The following is a 17,404-nucleotide window of genomic DNA, read 5'->3' on the forward strand; positions in this document are numbered from 1 at the left end:
GCCCCGGCCGTCGCGCGGCCCGCCGGCGATCTCAGTCTTCGGTATGAAAGTCCGCTTCGCCGTCGGGCTCTTCGCCTCGGCGCTTCTTCTGTTCCTGGCGCGCCTTCTTGTCCTTGCGCAGCGCATCGCGCACGAGATCGTCGGTCAGGATGAGCCGTGCGTCCGAGATGAGGTCGAACGGGATGCGGACCACCGGCTCGTCGCCATAGCTCGCCACGTCCCGCTCGATCACGACGGCGTCCTCGGAGGTTTCGGCGATCTTGCCTCGGAAGCGCTTGCGTTCCGCCACGGGCATCGACGTCTCCATCTTGACCAGATGCCCGACCCACTGCGCGAAGTCCGCCTTGCGGACCAGGGGGCGGTCGATACCCGGCGACGAGACTTCGAGGTGGTAGGCCTTGTCGATGACGTCCTCGACGTCGAGCAGCGGCGACACGGCCTTGCTCAGTTCCTCGCAGTCCTGAACCGTCATGGTTCCATCGGCGCGCTCCGCCATGATCTGGAGCGTCAAGCCGTTCTGACCCGACAGCCGCACCCGCACGAGCCTGTAACCCATGGTGCCGAGCAGCGGCCCGATCAGCAGCGCGATGCGCGCATCGATTCCGGCTTCGCGGATGATGCGGTCGTCTGTCTGAGGCTCGATGTCTGTCATGCTTCGGAGTGCTCTCGCTGCGGTCGCATGGGTAACAAAAAAGAGCGGGTCCGGGAGGGCCCACTCTTGTTCCATCGACCAAGAATTGACCCTTGATATACAGGAGGCGCCGGTTCATTTCAAGCGTGGCCAACGATGAGCGGTCGATGGAGGACGGCTGCAGCGGTTCGGCCGATCCCGGAAGACGTCTCAGCCCCGTTGACGGCGCCGGAAAGCTCGACTATAAGCCGCCACCACTGAGGCGGCCCTCCCGGCCGCCCGATTGTTTTCGCGCCTGCCGGCTGTCGTGCAGCGTGTCCGTCTGAAGAATGAGAGAGGCGATATGGCCAATACGAGCTCGGCCAAGAAGGCAACGCGCAAGATCGCGAGCCGCACGGCCATCAACAAGAACCGCCGTTCGCGGGTCAGGACTTTCGTGCGCAAGGTCGAGGAGGCTCTGGCTGCCGGCGACCGTTCGGCTGCCGAGGATGCGTTTCGTGCCGCGCAGCCCGAGCTCATGCGTGCCGCGACCAAGGGTGTCCTCCATCGCAACACGGCGTCGCGGAAGGTGTCTCGTCTGGCGCAGCGCCTGAAGGCGCTCGAGGCCTGATCTCACGTCGTCGGCCGATCCATCGGCTCGATCTGCCAAACCCGGTCGCAAGGCCGGGTTTTTTGTTTGCCGTCAAACTTGTCGGTGGCGTTTTCCTCTCTTCCGCAGGGGAACCGGCTATGCTTTGCCGGCGCCCCCGCAAACCTTCCCGCCGATCGTCCGGTCCATCGGGCCGCATTGATTTTTCCGTCGTGGAAAACACATATAAAACAAATAGTTGCGGGAGGTTGTCCACAGGTTGTCAAGCCATCGGCGACAGCCTCCGGGAATAACCCGTGTCAAGCTGAAAGTTGCGAAAAATTTTAAGGCTCGCGACCGATTTTCCAGTCCCGGCAAAAGGGGTTGATTCCAAATGAGATAACGAGGGACTCGGGTTTCCGCGCCCGCGAATCGGCCCTCTGCAAGGGCTCCGTGCTTAAAAAACCGTGAAACTCGGACTTGCTCTCGCAAGGCCATTTTTCTAAGGTCCGGACATCGAAAGGGGCGGGCCCGGAGGCCCAAAATCCCAGGAAATTTGAACCGATGCAGAACGCCGGAGCGATCCGGTGCACGGGAGAATTTTCCTCTTCGATGCGGCGTTTGCCGTCGCCACGAGGTCAGGCGAGGATGGGGACGTCCGGGAGTAGTTCCGGCGGTCTTCGCGGAGCTTCGTGCTGGGAGCGGTACGGGGACCGGCATTGCCGGGTACGAGTGGGTACGTCGGTCGCTTCGAGATCGGCAGGGGTCGTGTAACACGCAAAGCGGCAGTACGCCGCGGAAATACGAGGAACACGCGCATGGCCATGCGGTGCGCGAGGGGTACGCTGTTGCGATGAAGACGACGATGAGAAGGAACGAGGACATGTTTGGCGGCATTGAGACGGGAGCCGAGGCGGCGCTTCCGTTCATTCCAGAAAGTGGCGGAGAACCGGTGATGGACGACGCGGGGTCGGAAGCCGGCTCGATCTTCGAGAAGCTCCGTGCCCAACTGCAGGCCCGGCTTGGCGCGGACGTCTACTCCAGCTGGTTCGGGCGCATGAAGCTTGCGGAGGCTTCGCGCGGTGTGGTCCGGCTGTCGGTTCCGACGGCGTTCCTGCGGTCCTGGATCAACAACCACTATCTCTCTCTCATCACCGAGATCTGGAAGGCTGAAGACGAGGGCCTGTTGCGCCTCGAGATCATCGTCCGGAGCGCCACGCGGGCCTCCCGCGGCGCGATGGACGTGGAGGACGTGAAGCCCAGGACACCGCCGCGCGCGTCACAGGCTGCGCTCCTGTCCGGCACGGTGAACCCGTCTCGGCCCGCGCAGCCGCGGTCGGCACCGGAGGCATCCGCCCGGCAGAACATCCTCGGTTCGCCTCTCGACGGACGTTACACCTTCGAGTCTTTCGTCGACGGGCCGTCCAACCGGGTCGCCTTCGCCGCCGCCCGCACGGTGGCAGAGAACGCGACCGGGTCGGTGCGCTTCAATCCGCTCTTCGTCCACGCCTCCGTCGGTCTCGGCAAGACCCATCTCCTGCAGGCGATCGCGGCGGAATCGCTGGCGCGGCGTCCTGCCTCGCGCGTGGTCTACCTCACCGCCGAGTACTTCATGTGGCGCTTCGCGACCGCGATCCGCGACAACAACGCGCTGACCCTCAAGGAACAGCTTCGCGACATCGACCTCCTCATCATCGACGACATGCAGTTCCTGCAGGGCAAGTCGATCCAGCACGAGTTCTGCCATCTCATCAACATGCTGCTCGACAGCGCCAAGCAGGTGGTCGTGGCGGCCGATCGTCCCGCCTCCGAGCTGGAATCGCTGGAACCCCGGGTCCGCTCGCGGCTGCAGGGCGGAGTCTCGCTCGAGATGTCTGCGCCGGACATGCCGATGCGTCTCTCCATGCTCAGGCAGCGCCTGGATGCGGCACGCCAGGACGATCCGTCGCTCTCCATCTCCGAGGAGATCCTGGAGCACGTCGCCCGCACGGTGACCGGCAGCGGCCGCGAACTGGAAGGAGCCTTCAACCAGCTGCTGTTCCGGCAGTCCTTCGAGCCCGACCTGTCGATCGACCGCATCGACGAACTGCTGGGACACATGTTCCGCACCGGGGATCCGAAGCGCATCCGCATCGAGGACATCCAGCGCATCGTGGCGCGCCACTACAACGTGTCGAAGACCGAGTTGCTGTCCAACCGCCGCACGCGCACCATCGTGAAGCCGCGGCAGGTCGCCATGTACCTCGCAAAGGTCATGACGCCGCGCTCTCTGCCCGAGATCGGCCGCCGGTTCGGGGGCAGGGATCACACGACGGTTCTTCACGCCGTGCGCAAGATCGAGACCCTGTCGGGCACCGACGAGAAGCTGGAGCAGGAACTGGAACTCCTGCGCAGGCTGATCAACGACCAGGCCTGAGCCGGTTACCGCCCCCCGAGTGGTACTCCCTCGGGGGAGAATCCCGGGGAAAGCCTGCGCAGCGGGGGCCGGCCTGCCGCGCGGGCTTGCCTTCATGTCGTTTTTCCTGTCATTTTGCCATTCTTGCCGGCCCGGAACGCGGGCCGTTCGTTTCTGTGCTTCCCGCCGAAGCAGCCCCGACCACGAGACCAGTCCGTCATGCGCGTCACCCTCGAACGTACCAACCTCCTGAAGTCCCTCAACCACGTGCATCGCGTGGTGGAGCGGCGCAACACGATCCCGATCCTCTCCAACGTGCTGCTCAAGGCCGAAGGTGGTGCCGTCCTCGAGATGAAGGCCACCGATCTCGACCTCGAGGTGACGGAGGCGACACCGGCGCAGGTCGAGCAGGCGGGGGCGACGACGGTGCCGGCTCATCTGCTCTACGACATCGTGCGCAAGCTGCCTGACGGTTCGGAGGTGATGCTGCGCACCGATGCCGACGGCCACTCCATGACGGTCACCTCCGGCCGCTCGAGCTTCAAGCTGCAGTGCCTGCCGCAATCGGATTTCCCGGAACTCACTGCGGGCTCCTTCTCGCACATCTTCCGGCTCGATGCGCCGGCCCTGAAGGGGCTCGTCGACAAGACGCAGTTCGCCATCTCCACCGAGGAGACCCGCTACTATCTGAACGGCATATTCCTGCACGCCCATGAATCCGGCGGAAAGCTGATGCTGCGCTCGGTCGCCACCGACGGCCACCGGCTCGCGCGTGCCGAGATCGAGGCGCCGGCCGGGTCGGAAGGCATGCCGGGCGTCATCATTCCGCGCAAGACCGTGAGCGAGTTGCAGAAGCTCGTCGACAATCCCGACATCAAGGTCGTGGTCGAACTCTCGGACACCAAGATCCGCTTCACCATCGGCAGCGTCGTGCTGACGTCGAAGCTGATCGACGGTACCTTCCCGGATTACCAGCGCGTGATCCCGTCCGGCAACGACAAGCGCCTGATCATCGATCGCCAGAGCTTCGCGGCGGCGGTGGACCGCGTCTCCACCATCTCGTCGGAACGCGGGCGAGCGGTGAAGCTGGCGATCGCCGACGGGCAGGTGACCCTGACGGTCAACAATCCCGATTCCGGCAGTGCGGTCGAGGAAATCGCGGCCGACTACGAATCCGACCCCATCGAGATCGGCTTCAACGCCCGCTATCTGCTGGACGTGGCCGCCCAGCTCGGCGGTGCCCATGCGCAGTTCATGCTGGCGGATGCGGGTTCGCCCACCCTCATCAACGACACCGCCGACCAGCAGACCCTCTATGTCCTGATGCCGATGCGCGTCTGACCTCCGTGCCGGGCGATGCGACCGACCGGGGCCGACCGCCCGCGGTGAACATCGGCAGGCTGAAGCTGACCGATTTTCGCAACTACGCCGCGCTAACCGTCGATCTGTCGCCGGGGGCGGTCGTCCTGACGGGCGACAACGGCGCCGGCAAGACAAACCTCCTCGAAGCCATATCCCTGTTCTCGCCGGGTCGGGGCCTGCGCCGCGCGACCTATGCGGAAATGGCGCGCGCAGGCGCGCCGGGCGGTTTCGTCGTGCATGCGCGTATCGCTGGCCGACACGGCGAGACGGAGATCGGCACCGGCGCGGGCGGAGGGGATCCGGAGACCGAGGCCGGCATCCGCAAGGTGCGCATCAACGGCGCTCCGGCCCGTTCGGCCGACGACATGCTGGAGTGGCTGCGGGTGATGTGGCTCACGCCGGCGATGGACGGCCTCTTCACCGGCCCGGCGTCGGACCGCCGCCGCTTCCTAGACCGGCTGGTGCTGACGATCGATCCGGGCCATGGCCGCCGCGCGCTCGACTACGAGAAGGCGATGCGCGGCCGCAACCGCCTGCTGGCCGAGGGCTCGCGGAACGACGCCTGGTTCGGGGCGATCGAGACTCAGATGGCCGAGACGGGCGCGGCGATCGCGGCCGCCCGCGTCGAGATGGTTCGGCTGCTGAAGGCCATGAGCGAACGTACCCCCGACAACGGCCCGTTCCCCAGAGCGGATCTGGCGCTCTCGGGCGTCCTGGAGGCAGGCCTCGCCTCGGGTGCCGCACTCGATGCGGAGGAGGAATTCCGGGAACGACTTGCCCGCGGCCGGGAGCGCGACCGCGCTGCCGGGCGGACCCTGGAGGGGCCGCACCGCTCGGACCTGCTGGTGCGCCACCGGCCGAAGGACATGCCTGCCGAACTCTGCTCGACCGGCGAGCAGAAGGCGCTGCTGGTGGGGCTGGTGCTGTCGCATGCCCGGCTGACCGGCGACCTGTCGGGCATGGCTCCGATCCTGCTGCTCGACGAGATTGCCGCCCATTTCGACCACCGTCGCCGGGCCGCCCTCTTCGGCATCCTCGACGATCTCGGCGGCCAGGTCTTCATGACCGGCACCGAGCGCGAGCTCTTCTCCGCGATCGACCGACGCGCCCAGTTCCTGTCGGTGTCAGCAGGTGCCGTCTCGACAGGCTGACAAGGGGCGCGTGCCATCCTATGATCGAGGGATGACCTCATCGTCACCCCCGCCGCTGTCGACGGAAGAACTGCAGAGATACGCGCGCCACATCGTGCTGCCGGAAATCGGCGGGCCGGGACAGCAGAAGCTGAAGCGCGCCCGTGTGCTCGTCGTCGGAGCCGGCGGGCTCGGCGCTCCGGTTCTCCAGTATCTCGCCGCCGCCGGCGTCGGAACGCTCGGAATCGTCGACGACGATACCGTCTCGCTGTCCAACCTGCAGCGGCAGGTCATCCACGAAACGGCGTCGGTCGGGCGGCCGAAGGTCGAGAGCGCCGCCGACACGATCGGCAGGATCAATCCGCACGTCGCGGTCGAGATCCACCGGATGCGCCTCGATGCCGGCAACGCGGCCAGTCTGGTCGCGGCCTACGACGTCGTGATCGACGGGTCCGACAATTTCGACACCCGCTACACCGTCGCCGACGCCTGCGCGGCCGCCGCGAGGCCGCTGGTCGCTGCGGCGGTCGGCCGCTTCGACGGGTCGCTGACGGTGCTCAAGCCCTACGAAACGGGGGCGGACGGTGCTGCCTACCCGTCCTACCGCGACCTCTTTCCCGAACCGCCGCCCGCCGGCCTGGTGCCGTCCTGCGCCGAGGCCGGCGTGCTCGGTGCCTTGACCGGCGTCATGGGAACCCTGCAGGCGATGGAGGCGATCAAGCTGGTCGCCGGAATCGGCGAGCCGCTGGTCGGCCGCATCCTGCTCTACGACGCGCTCGGTGCCCGCTTCGACGTCATGCGCTACAAGGCGCGCCAGCAGGCCGCGGAGTAGCCTCGACGATGCTCCAGCTGACCGCCGAGGAACGGGCGATCGCCGAGGGGCGGGACGGTGCCGGCGCGGCGATGGCGATGCGAATCGTTGCCGACAGCGCGCGCCTGCTCGGTGCGCCGCGGCTGATCCCCGTCGCTTCGGCTCACATCGACGGAGCGCTGTATCACGGCGATTCCGGCACGCTGTTCGCCGAAAGGCTGGTGGAGGGCGCCGCCCGGGTCGCCGTTCGCGCCACCCTCAACGTGGGCGCGCTCGACCTGACCGGAAGCTGCCGGGTACGGCTCGACGGGGCCCGTCGCGACATGGCGCGGCGGATGATGCAGGCCTACCGCGCGCTTGGCTGCGAGCCTTCCTGGACCTGCGCGCCCTACCAGGCCGGCCACCGGCCTGCGCGCGGCAGCGACGTGGCCTGGGGCGAGTCCAACGCGGTCGTGTTCTGCAATTCGGTGCTCGGCGCCCGCACCAACCGCTATGGCGACTTTCTCGACATCGCCTGCGCCATCGCCGGCCGCGCGCCGCTGACAGGGCTGCACCTGCCCGAGAACCGCCGCGCGACGATCGTCTTCGACGTTTCGGGCCTGTCGCACGGCTTCCTCGCCTCCGAAATCGCCTGGCCGGTGCTGGGCAGCCTCTACGGGCGGGAGCTTGGGAACGCGGTCGGCGTGGTGACGGGCGTCGCCGGCCACCCCGGCGAGGATGCGCTGAAGGCCTTCGGCGCGGCGGCCGCGTCTTCCGGCGCGGTCGGACTGTTCCACGTGGCGGGCGTCACGCCGGAGGCCCCGGATCTCGAGGCGGCCACCGGCGGCGCCGAACCCGAGCGGACGATCCGCGTGACTGCCGAGATGGCGCACGACGCGCAGCGGCGGCTGTCGACCGCAGGGCCGGTCAGCCGCATCGATGCGGTGGCCATCGGCAGCCCGCATCTGTCGGCGGGTGAGCTCGACGCGCTGGAGCGGCTGGTCGCCGGCCGCCGGCTCGCCGTGCCGCTCTATGCCTGCACCGGCCGCCACGCACTCGGCGTTCTCGACCGGGACGGCCGCCGCGCGGCGCTGGAACGGGCGGGCGTCGTCCTGGTGGCCGATACATGCGTGGTGGTGACGCCGATTCTCCCCGACCGGGCCGGCGGAGTGCTGATGACCAATTCGGGCAAGTTCGCCCACTACGCACCGGGCAACACCGGCTATGAGGTGCTCTATGCGGCACTGGCCGATTGCGTGGAGAGCGCCGTGGCCGGCCGGCCCGTTCTGACGGAGGCCGCCCGATGAGTCCGTCCGCCCGGACCGGCGAGCCGGCCGCGGGCCGCGGTGCCCCGGCCAGGGGCGAAGGCGGCCCGCCTGCAGGGGAAGCCGCATCCACGCCGGTCGCGGAGGTGCTGGTTCCCGGGGAGGGCGGCCGCGGCCGCGCGCTCGTCCTCGACGCGCCGATCAGCTTCTGGGGCGGCGTCGATCCCGCCACGGGCCGCATCGCCGACGTCCGGCACCCGCAATGCGGCGAAAGCGTCGCCGGAACGGTTCTGGTCCTGCCCGGCACGATCGGGTCGTCTTCGGCGTCGGCCGTGCTTCTGGAACTCGTCCACGCCGGCCGCGCGCCGGCGGCTCTGGTGCTCCACGAGCCGGACGCCATCCTGCTGCTCGGGCTGATCGTCGCCCGCGAGATGGGCTGGCGGACGCCTGTGGCGCTGCGCCTCGCGCGGGAGCGCCACCGCGCCTTCCGCGGCCATACGGTGACCGTCGATGGGGCGGCAGAGGCGGCAGCACCGGGGACACTGCGGATCGCGGCCGGTACGGCAGGCACCTGACTCCGCTCGCGGCCGGGCTCCGTCGATTGCCGCATCTTTTCCCGAACATGCTGCCCGCTGGATGGTTGGGCTCCGGGCGCCGCCCGGCGCGACCCGCACATCGGCCTTCGCGGAAGGCACACCGGACAGGGAGATCGACCATGCATCACGACGAGCCGAAGAACGCGGCGGCCGCCCCGCGTGCCTCGCAGGGCACGCTGACCAATCGCCAGGGCCACCCGGTCTCCAACAACCAGTCGAGCCGCACCGTCGGCAGCCGCGGGCCGGCGACGCTGGAGAATTATCAGTTCCTGGAGAAGATCAGTCATTTCGACCGGGAGCGCATTCCCGAGCGCGTCGTTCATGCGCGCGGCTTCGTCTGCTACGGCGAGTTCGAGGCCACCGGCATGATCGGCGAGGAGCCGGCCTCGACCTACACCCGCGCGAAGCTGTTCCAGGACAAGGGCAGGAAGACGCCGCTGGCGATCCGCTTCTCCACCGTCATCGGCGGGCGCGACTCCTCCGAGACGGCGCGCGACCCGCGCGGCTTCGCGGTCAAGTTCTACACCGAGGACGGCAACTGGGACCTCGTCGGCAACAACCTCGCCGTCTTCTTCATTCGCGACGCGATCAAGTTTCCCGACGTCATCCATTCGCTGAAGCCGGATCCGGTGACCTTCCGCCAGGAGCCGAACCGCATCTTCGACTTCATGAGCCAGACGCCGGAGGCGATGCACATGCTGACCCACCTGTTCTCGCCGCGCGGCATTCCGGCGAGCTACCGCCACATGGAGGGCTTCGGGGTTAACACCTACAAGATGGTCGACGCCGCCGGCGACACGGTGCTGGTGAAGTACCACTTCCACCCGCGTCAGGGCGTCGCCTCCCTGACCGCCGAGGAGGCGGCGAAGGTGCAGGGCCAGGACCTCGGCTCGGCCTCCAAGGACCTTTTCACCGCCATCGAGACGGGTGACTACCCGCAGTGGGACATGTACGTCCAGATCATGGAGGACCACGAGCATCCCGAGCTCGACTGGGATCCGCTGGACGACACCAAGATCTGGCCCGAGAAGGACTTTCCGCTGCGCCATGTCGGCACCATGACGCTGAACCGCAACGTCGAGGACTTCTTCAACGAGAACGAGCAGATCGCCATGGGCACCGGCGTGCTGGTCGACGGGCTCGACTTCTCCGACGACAAGATGCTGGTCGGCCGCACCTTCTCCTATTCGGACACGCAGCGCTACCGCGTCGGGCCGAACTACCTGCAGCTGCCGGTCAACCAGCCGAGGAACGCCGCGGTGGCCACCAACCAGTCGGGCGGGCAGATGTCGTTCTACCGCGACGCCGGCAGGGGCCAGAACCCGCACGTCAACTACGAGCCTTCGATCCATGGCGGGCTGACGGAGGCCGAGCGCCGGCCGGACAACCCTCCCGAGATCGCCGGCCGGCTGACGCGGGCGGTGCTGGAGCGGCGCAACGACTACGTCCAGGCACGCGGCCGCTTCTGCACCATGATGGACTGGGAGCGCGACGACCTCGTCGCCAACCTGGGCACGCTGCTCTCGGATTGCGAGCGCGACGTGCAGGAGCGCATGGTCTGGCACTTCTTCATGGTGCACGACGACTATGGCCGCTGCGTCGGCGAGCGGCTGGGCATCTCGGCCGAGGACGTGCGCGGCCTCGGCAAGCTGCCCGGCCAGGTGCTGACGGGCGAGGACGAGAAGCGCCTCGCCGACCTCGGCCGCAACGGCGACACGATCGATCCCGCCGTCTGGGGCCAGTGGACGAGCTCGGTGACGAACCGCCGCGCCACCGCCGAGGAGGTGCTCGGCCGCATGGGCAACGGCCGCCCCGAGATGGGCAGGGCCGCGGAGTAGCGGCCGGCTGGCGCGGCCGCAAACCGTGCAATATCGCGGGCCTTTCGAACGACCGTCGGCGATGCCCCTCATCCCCCTGCCGGGACCTTCTCCCCGTCGAACGGGGAGAAGAAAACCTTCGTCGGCGGCTTCGCCTATCGCCATGGTCGCAGGACCGACGCCGACGTCGTGGCAAGCCCCTGTGTAACGGGGAGAAGGTTCCGGCAGGGGGTGTGAGGGGCAGCGCCGAGGCTCGAATACGAGGGCCGTCGGAATAAAAGTAAAAAATGGCGGCGGCGGAGAAGAGGGGTGGCGCCTTTCTCTCCGCCGCCGCGTTTGCGTCAGACCTTGGCGCTGGCGCCGGCGGCGCGCAGTTCGGCGTGCTGCAGGGTGACGGCGGGAAGGTTGTCCTCGACCCAGCTGGCCATCGCGCGCTCCTCGTCGAGGTTCTGGCGCAGCAGCGATTGCGCTTCCGCGAAGCCGCCAGCCTCGGCCAGCGTTATCAGCGAGGTGTAGGCGTCCTTCAGCGCCGAGGCGCTCTCGTCGAAGCCGGCGAGCACCGTGTCGAGGCGCTGGATCTGGGTCTCCGTCTCGGCGATGTGCCGGCGCAGCCGGTCGAGCACCTGCGGATAGCTCTCGATGCGCTCGGCCTGCGGCTTCATGATCGCGAGCGCCTGGTTTTCCATCGCATGGGCGTTGCGCAGCCCGACGATGAAGATGTCGCGGGCTTTATCGGTGAAATGGGTGGTCATGGGGGGGGCTCCTGTGATGCAGGCCGAACCGCAAGGTCGGAGCGTTGCTCCGCGCCCGGCCGGGCAGCGCCGGGCGGGCCCTGCCGCGCGGCGCCGGGAGCGCGCCGAAACCGTCGGTCGGCGGCTGAACGTGGGGCGGGGAGGGACCCGTCCTGTCATCGTTCGCGGTCGAGGCTCGGCGCTACACCTGCCTGGACGCTCGGTCGTGCGTTCCGTTCCCGCGGCAAGCTGCGGGAGGGATTATGCGGCGGCGGCGAGAGGTGGGGCGTGAACAGGCGAGAGAATGTTTTCGCGGGGGTGGGGGATTTATCCACGGGGACTATGGCGCGAGCAGCCGCCATACCTCTTCCTCGAAGTCGAAGTCGAAGTCGAAGTCGAAGTCGAAGCAGAGCTGGCGCGCTTCGTCTTCCGGCAGCCACAGAACATCTGCTGCACGATCTTGCGATAGAGCCTGAGATCGTCGTCGTTCCACGGCACGGTCTCCGCCGCCCGCGCCTCGGCGATCAGCCGGTGCAGCCGCGCGCGCACGCGGTCAGGATCGCCGTGATAGTAGACGGGCGGCGCATCCTCGTCGAAGTGTTCGGGCTGGTCGGCGCCGAAGAGGTCGAGCTGGTTCCTGCTGGCCATGGCTGGTCCGGTGTTGCCCGCCGTCATGATGCCGCAGGCACTTGGCCGGCACGATGGCGGGCTTATCCACGCTTCCGGCGTGGTTCTTCCATCCTCCGTTGCAATCTGCTCCTATGCGGCGCCTTGGGGGAACCATGAGTCAATTGCTCGTCCAGAACTATCTTAACGAGATCGACCGCATCCGGAAGTATTCGGGGGTAGTCAATGAGCAGGTGCTGCGGCCGGCCTTTCGGCGGCTGCTCGACCATTGGGCGACGGCGCAGCGCCTCGTTTTCCTGGAGGAGTTTCCCTTCCCGACGACGCAGAAGACGACCGTCTATCCGGACGCCACCATCCTGCACGACATTCGCGTGCCGCTCGGCTACTGGGAGGCCAAGGACACGAGAGACGATCTCGACGAGGAAATCCGCAAGAAGTTCGTCAAGGGCTACCCGCAGGACAACATCCTGTTCGAGAACTCCGAAACCGCGGTCCTGATCCAGAACCGGCAGGAGGTGACGCGGTGTTCGATGGTCGACACCGAGGCGCTGCTGAAGCTGCTCAATCTGTTCTTCGGCTACGAGCGGCAGGAGATCGCCGAGTTCCGAAAGGCGGTGCAGAAGTTCAGGGACGACCTGCCGGCCGTGCTCGACGCGCTGCGCGAGCGGATCGATGCCGCTTACGACCGCGACTCCGCATTCCGCGCAGCGGCCCAGAAGTTCCTCGAACACTGCAAGGACACGATCAACCCGACACTCGGCGAGGCCGACGTGCGGGAGATGCTGATCCAGCACATCCTGACCGAGGAAATCTTCAACCACGTCTTCGACCAGGGCGATTTCCACCGCGAGAACAACATCGCGAAAGAGCTCTACGCGCTGGAAGGAAAATTCTTCACCGGGCAGGTGAAACGCGAGACGCTGAAGGCGCTGGAGACATACTATGCCGCGATCCGCGCCAACGCGGCGCAGATCACCAGCCATCACGAAAAGCAGACCTTCCTGAAGGTGGTCTACGAGAATTTCTACAAGGTCTACAATCCCAAGGCGGCCGACCGGCTGGGGGTGGTCTACACGCCCAACGAGATCGTGAAGTTCATGATCGAGGGCGCGGACTGGCTGTGCCAGAAGCATTTTGGCAAGGCGCTGATCGACGAGCACGTCGAGATCCTCGACCCCGCGACGGGCACCGGCACCTTCATCTGCGAACTGCTGGAGCATTTTCGCGGCCAGCCGCAAAAGCTCGCCCACAAGTACAAGAGCGAGCTGCACGCCAACGAAGTGGCGATCCTGCCCTACTACGTCGCGAACCTGAACATCGAGGCGACCTATGCCGCGATCTCGGGCCAGTTCGCCGAGTTCTCGAACCTGTGCTTTGTGGACACGCTTGACAATGTCCACGCGCTCGGGATCAAGACCGGCCAGCATGTGGGCGACCTGTTTGGCGCGCTGTCGGAAGAGAACGTCGAGCGTGTGAAGCGGCAGAACGCGCGCAAGATCAGCGTCGTGATCGGCAATCCGCCGTACAATGCCAACCAGCAGAACGAGAACGAGAACAACAATAACCGGGCCTATCCGCACGTAGACCAACTGATCAAGGGCAGCTACATCAAGCTGTCTACCGCGCAGAAGACCAAGGTCTACGACATGTATGCGCGGTTTTTCCGCTGGGCCTCCGACCGCCTACACGACGACGGCGTGCTGGCCTTCGTCACCAATCGCTCCTTCATCGACAGCCGCACCTTTGACGGGTTCCGCCGGGCGGTGGCTAACGAGTTCAACGAAATCTACGTTATGGACCTCGGCGGCGACGTGCGCGCCAACCCGAAGCTGTCGGGCACGAAGAACAACGTCTTCGGCATTCAGACCGGCGTGGCGATCTCCTTCATGGTCAAGCGCCACAAGCAGAAGGGGTGCCGGATCTTCTACGCGCGGCGGCCGGAGCTGGACACGGCCGAGGACAAGTTGAGCTTTCTGGCCAGTTCCCCGGCTTCGGGGCTGGCGTGGCAGCGGGTGGAGCCGGACAGGAACGCCAACTGGGTGAATTTGACGGAGAACGACTGGGACCAGCTAATCCAAGTCGCGGACAAGAGATTCAAGACGAGCGGAAATTTACGAACTGCAAAAAGTATATTTGTCGATTACTCGATGGGATATATCACAGCCCGTGACCAGTGGGTTGTGGGGGAGGACAACACCGAGATTGAACCACGGGTCAGGCAGCTGATAAACACCGTAAACCTATCTGATTTGACCGACCGCGGCTCTACAGACATTAAGTGGTCACGAACATTGCTGCGTATCATTGAGAGTGGACGAAAACTGGATTTCGAAGCCGGAGCCTTTCGCAAAACGCTATATAGACCGTTCGTCCGTCGCCAGGTCTATTTCGGTAGTAACCTCGTCGAGATGCCAAACAAGATGCCGGCGTTCTTTGAACCGGGTCCCAACCTCGCGATTTTCTTCAACGATCCGGGAGCAAGAGCTCCATTCAGTCCTTTAGCGAGCGATCTGCCGGCGGAGTTTCATTTGGCCGCAAGTTCGGACGGTTTTCAGGGCCTACCCCGCTACCGCTACACCTCCACCCTCGAACGCATCGACAACATCACCGACTGGGCGCTGAAGCAGTTCCGCGAGGCCTATGGCAAGGACGGGCGCGGCGCGGAGGCTGCGATCTCCCCCACAAGGGGGGAGATCGGGCGCTCCGCCGCCGCGTCCTCAAGGAGGGAGATCGGCAAATCGCGGAAAGCCCGCGCCATCGGGAAGGACGACATCTTCCAATACGTCTATGCCGTGCTGCACGACCCGGTGTACCGCGAGAGGTATGCGATCAACCTGAAGCGCGAATTTCCGCGCATTCCCTTCTACTCCGATTTCTGGCGCTGGGCGGCGTGGGGCGAGCGGCTGATGACGCTACACATCGGCTACGAGGCGGTGGAGCCCTGGCCGCTGACGCGCGCCGACACGCCCGACGAGAAGGCGCGGGAGGCGGGCGTGGCACCCAAGGCGATGCTCAAGGCCGACCGGGACAATGGCATGATCCGGCTCGACAGCGAGACCACCCTCTCGGGCATTCCGAAACAGGCGTGGGATTACCGGCTCGGCAACCGCTCCGGGCTGGACTGGATTCTCGACCAGTACAGGGAAAAGACGCCGAAGGATCCGACCATCCGGGAGAAGTTCAATACGTATCGCTTCGCCGACTACAAGGAAAAGGTCGTGGACCTGCTAATGCGCGTGACGCGGGTGAGCGTGGAGACGGTGGCGATCACGGATGCCATGCGGGAGGCGAAGCGATGAAGGGGCCTCCCGACTTCGAAAAGGCGATGCACGACATCTATGTCATCGCCAAGAAGGACGCGGGTTATAACGCGAAGCTGTTCCTGCAGATGCTGAATCAGAGAGGAGGATTGGCAACCGCGAAACACCTCATCAACGCGACGCAACCATCGGAAGGCTACACGCGCCTTTATGAACGCGGACGCCTCGACCTGACGGTCGAGGCACGGGTGCTCGGGAACCCGAAATGGCATGATCTTTTCACGGCCGAAGAAATCGCCAAGGCGAAAGCGCGCTTGGAAGCCTACGGATACACTGCACACCTTTAGGCAGCGCAGGCGCGAGGAAGCGGGCGAGGGCTCGGTCTTTCGAATGCGCCTCACTATCCCAGGCACCCCGTTCCGGCTGGAGAGGACGGGAGCCCTCCCTCACACCCGCTGCGGCAGCACCCGGTCGGGCGGCCGATGCCCATCCGCCCAGACGCGGATGTTGATGACCACCTTGTCGCCCATGTCGATGCGGCCCTCGACGGTGGCCGAGCCCATGTGGGGCAACAGCACGATCTTGTCCTGGGCGGCGAGTTTCACGAGCTTGGGGTTGACCGCCGGCTCGTGCTCGAAGACGTCGAGGCCGGCGCCGGCGAGGCGGCCGTCCTGGATCATCTGGATCAGCGCGGCCTCGTCGATGATGTCGCCGCGCGCCGTGTTGACGATGAAGGCGGTGGGCTGCATCAGCGCCAGCCGGCGCGCCGAGAGCAGGTGGAAGGTGGCGGGCGTCGACGGGCAGTTGACCGAGATGATGTCCATGCGGGCCAGCATCTGGTCGAGGCTCTCCCAGTAGGTCGCCTCCAGCTGGTCCTCGATGGCCGGCGCCACCCGCTTGCGGTTGTGGTAGTGGATCGACAGGCCGAAGGCCTTGGCGCGGCGCGCCACCGCCGTGCCGATGCGGCCCATGCCGACGATGCCGAGCCGCTTGCCCCAGATGCGCCGCCCGAGCATCCAGGTGGGCGACCAGCCGGCCCACTTGCCGTCGCCGCGCAGCATCGAGGCGCCCTCGATCAGCCGGCGCGGCACGGTGAGGATGAGGCCCATGGTCATGTCGGCCGTGTCTTCGGTGAGCACGTTCGGCGTGTTGGTGACGGTAATGCCGCGCGCGGCCGCCGCCTCGACGTCGATATGCTCCACGCCGTTGCCGAAATTGGCGATCAGCTTCAGGTTCGGCCCGGCCTGGGCGATCAGCGCGGCGTCGATGCGGTCGGTGATGGTGGGCACGATCACGTCCGCCTCGCGCACGGCCGCCACCAGCTCGGGCTGCGACATCGCCCTGTCGTCGAGGTTCAGCCGCGCGTCGAACAGCTCGCGCATGCGCGTCTCGACCGGATCGGGAAGCTTGCGCGTGATGACGACGAGAGGCTTCTTTCTGCCCGCCATTGTTTCCTCGAATCCGGGTCCTGTTGAGACCTCTTTAACCAAGACGGGCGATAGTCGGAAGCATCCCCGGCCCGGCTTCTGTGTACCAACAGCCCGGGGGGATGACAAAGAAAAACAGGATCGTCGCAGGTCCGCCTGCCGGACCGGCGAACCGTGGAAGACGAGGTCGTACCGTGTCCGTTTCCAGATGGCCTGGCCTGGCGGCTGCCCTCGCGGCGCTCGCCGTCGTGATCGCAGCGTCGCCCGTTCCCGTGGCCCGCGCACAGGGGGCGGCGAGCGCCCAGCCGGTGGGGCCGAGCGGCCTGCCGCTGCCGCGCTTCGTCAGTCTCAAGTCGGGGCGGGTCAATCTGCGCATCGGACCCGGCCTGAACTACTCGGTCGACTGGATGTACATGAAGCCCGGCCTGCCGATGGAGATCGTCCAGGAATACGACAACTGGCGCCGCGTGCGCGATTCGGAAGGCTCCGAAGGCTGGATCAACCAGTCGCTGCTGTCGGGCAGGCGCACCGCGCTCGCCGCGCCCTGGCAACGCGGCCGCGTCGAGGAGATCGCGCTGCGCCGTGATCCGAATGCGGATGCGCGCGTGGTGGCTCGCCTGGAGCCGGGCGTGATGGGAACGGTCAAGTCCTGCAACGGCGAGTGGTGCCGCATGGACTTCGACGGCCACACCGGCTGGCTCGAGCAGTCGCTGGTCTGGGGCGTCTATCCCGGCGAGCAGATCGCCGACTGACGGCCACACTGCCCTCAGCGCCTCCCGACGTGCCGGGGGCCGATGCAGCCCGG

The 17,404-nt window shown here is 66.4% G+C and carries 15 protein-coding genes; 11 read left to right on the plus strand and 4 right to left on the minus strand.

Going from position 1 to position 17,404, the window contains the following annotated elements; translation table 11 throughout:
* Positions 1-31 precede the first annotated feature (31 nt).
* A complete protein-coding gene (gene rimP, locus IAI54_RS22570) occupies positions 32-652 on the minus strand; it encodes a ribosome maturation factor RimP (RefSeq protein WP_187969314.1) in 621 nt (206 codons plus the stop codon).
* A gap of 322 nt (positions 653-974) precedes the next feature.
* On the opposite strand from rimP, the gene rpsT reads away from it, so the two are divergent.
* From rpsT to IAI54_RS22610, 8 genes are all read left to right on the plus strand, one after another.
* Positions 975-1,241: a 30S ribosomal protein S20 gene (rpsT, locus tag IAI54_RS22575; RefSeq protein WP_187969315.1), complete on the plus strand. Its 267-nt coding sequence runs from the start codon at positions 975-977 to the stop codon at positions 1,239-1,241.
* Positions 1,242-2,154: 913 nt separating this feature from the next.
* The gene (gene dnaA, locus IAI54_RS22580) at positions 2,155-3,615 is read left to right on the plus strand and encodes a chromosomal replication initiator protein DnaA (RefSeq protein ID WP_235679146.1); all 1,461 of its coding nucleotides are present in this window, start codon (positions 2,155-2,157) and stop codon (positions 3,613-3,615) included.
* 198 nt (positions 3,616-3,813) lie between these two features.
* Positions 3,814-4,935: a DNA polymerase III subunit beta gene (gene dnaN / locus IAI54_RS22585; protein ID WP_187969317.1), complete on the plus strand. Its 1,122-nt coding sequence runs from the start codon at positions 3,814-3,816 to the stop codon at positions 4,933-4,935.
* A gap of 44 nt (positions 4,936-4,979) precedes the next feature.
* Positions 4,980-6,107 (plus strand): DNA replication/repair protein RecF, encoded by a 1,128-nt coding sequence (gene recF / locus IAI54_RS22590; protein WP_187969318.1) that lies wholly within the window; start codon positions 4,980-4,982, stop codon positions 6,105-6,107.
* Positions 6,108-6,138: 31 nt separating this feature from the next.
* Positions 6,139-6,918 (plus strand): molybdopterin-synthase adenylyltransferase MoeB, encoded by a 780-nt coding sequence (locus IAI54_RS22595; protein ID WP_187969319.1) that lies wholly within the window; start codon positions 6,139-6,141, stop codon positions 6,916-6,918.
* A gap of 8 nt (positions 6,919-6,926) precedes the next feature.
* Positions 6,927-8,183: an aconitase X gene (locus IAI54_RS22600; protein ID WP_187969320.1), complete on the plus strand. Its 1,257-nt coding sequence runs from the start codon at positions 6,927-6,929 to the stop codon at positions 8,181-8,183.
* Positions 8,180-8,716: an aconitase X swivel domain-containing protein gene (locus IAI54_RS22605; protein WP_187969321.1), complete on the plus strand. Its 537-nt coding sequence runs from the start codon at positions 8,180-8,182 to the stop codon at positions 8,714-8,716. Before IAI54_RS22600 ends, IAI54_RS22605 begins: the two co-directional genes overlap by 4 nt.
* A gap of 140 nt (positions 8,717-8,856) precedes the next feature.
* Positions 8,857-10,575: a catalase gene (locus tag IAI54_RS22610; protein WP_187969322.1), complete on the plus strand. Its 1,719-nt coding sequence runs from the start codon at positions 8,857-8,859 to the stop codon at positions 10,573-10,575.
* A gap of 320 nt (positions 10,576-10,895) precedes the next feature.
* On the opposite strand, the gene IAI54_RS22615 is transcribed toward IAI54_RS22610, so the two are convergent.
* Entirely contained in the window at positions 10,896-11,306 is a 411-nt protein-coding gene (locus tag IAI54_RS22615; RefSeq protein ID WP_187969323.1) for a DUF892 family protein, read from the minus strand.
* A 306-nt stretch (positions 11,307-11,612) separates the two neighbouring features.
* A complete protein-coding gene (locus tag IAI54_RS22620; protein WP_187969324.1) occupies positions 11,613-11,933 on the minus strand; it encodes a hypothetical protein in 321 nt (106 codons plus the stop codon).
* A gap of 134 nt (positions 11,934-12,067) precedes the next feature.
* Between IAI54_RS22620 and IAI54_RS22625 the strand changes: the two genes are divergently transcribed.
* Positions 12,068-15,211 (plus strand): type ISP restriction/modification enzyme, encoded by a 3,144-nt coding sequence (locus IAI54_RS22625; RefSeq protein WP_187969325.1) that lies wholly within the window; start codon positions 12,068-12,070, stop codon positions 15,209-15,211.
* Positions 15,208-15,519 (plus strand): hypothetical protein, encoded by a 312-nt coding sequence (locus tag IAI54_RS22630; RefSeq protein WP_187969326.1) that lies wholly within the window; start codon positions 15,208-15,210, stop codon positions 15,517-15,519. The genes IAI54_RS22625 and IAI54_RS22630 overlap by 4 nt, the downstream gene beginning before the upstream one ends.
* Before the next feature lie 99 nt (positions 15,520-15,618).
* Here the strand turns inward: IAI54_RS22630 and IAI54_RS22635 are convergent, their stop codons facing one another.
* Entirely contained in the window at positions 15,619-16,620 is a 1,002-nt protein-coding gene (locus IAI54_RS22635; RefSeq protein WP_187969327.1) for a 2-hydroxyacid dehydrogenase, read from the minus strand.
* Between the two features lie 173 nt (positions 16,621-16,793).
* Here IAI54_RS22635 and IAI54_RS22640 point away from each other — a divergent pair, with 173 nt between their 5' ends.
* A complete protein-coding gene (locus IAI54_RS22640) occupies positions 16,794-17,351 on the plus strand; it encodes an SH3 domain-containing protein (protein ID WP_420838244.1) in 558 nt (185 codons plus the stop codon).
* The last annotated feature ends 53 nt before the right edge of the window (positions 17,352-17,404 follow it).

Origin of the sequence: Aquibium microcysteis (assembly GCF_014495845.1) — a bacterium.
In the GTDB taxonomy this organism is placed as follows: Bacteria; Pseudomonadota; Alphaproteobacteria; order Rhizobiales; family Rhizobiaceae; genus Aquibium; species Aquibium microcysteis.

Bases quoted from the DNA above. Each gene is read 5' to 3' on its own strand.
- IAI54_RS22605 (WP_187969321.1), top strand. From the start codon at position 8,180: ATGAGTCCGTCCGCCCGGACCGGCGAGCCGGCCGCGGGCCGCGGTGCC.
- IAI54_RS22610 (WP_187969322.1), top strand. From the start codon at position 8,857: ATGCATCACGACGAGCCGAAGAACGCGGCGGCCGCCCCGCGTGCCTCG.
- rpsT (WP_187969315.1), top strand. From the start codon at position 975: ATGGCCAATACGAGCTCGGCCAAGAAGGCAACGCGCAAGATCGCGAGC.
- IAI54_RS22620 (WP_187969324.1), bottom strand. From the start codon at position 11,933: ATGGCCAGCAGGAACCAGCTCGACCTCTTCGGCGCCGACCAGCCCGAA.
- dnaN (WP_187969317.1), top strand. From the start codon at position 3,814: ATGCGCGTCACCCTCGAACGTACCAACCTCCTGAAGTCCCTCAACCAC.
- IAI54_RS22635 (WP_187969327.1), bottom strand. From the start codon at position 16,620: ATGGCGGGCAGAAAGAAGCCTCTCGTCGTCATCACGCGCAAGCTTCCC.
- IAI54_RS22595 (WP_187969319.1), top strand. From the start codon at position 6,139: ATGACCTCATCGTCACCCCCGCCGCTGTCGACGGAAGAACTGCAGAGA.
- IAI54_RS22615 (WP_187969323.1), bottom strand. From the start codon at position 11,306: ATGACCACCCATTTCACCGATAAAGCCCGCGACATCTTCATCGTCGGG.
- IAI54_RS22630 (WP_187969326.1), top strand. From the start codon at position 15,208: ATGAAGGGGCCTCCCGACTTCGAAAAGGCGATGCACGACATCTATGTC.
- IAI54_RS22625 (WP_187969325.1), top strand. From the start codon at position 12,068: ATGAGTCAATTGCTCGTCCAGAACTATCTTAACGAGATCGACCGCATC.
- IAI54_RS22600 (WP_187969320.1), top strand. From the start codon at position 6,927: ATGCTCCAGCTGACCGCCGAGGAACGGGCGATCGCCGAGGGGCGGGAC.
- rimP (WP_187969314.1), bottom strand. From the start codon at position 652: ATGACAGACATCGAGCCTCAGACAGACGACCGCATCATCCGCGAAGCC.
- dnaA (WP_235679146.1), top strand. From the start codon at position 2,155: ATGGACGACGCGGGGTCGGAAGCCGGCTCGATCTTCGAGAAGCTCCGT.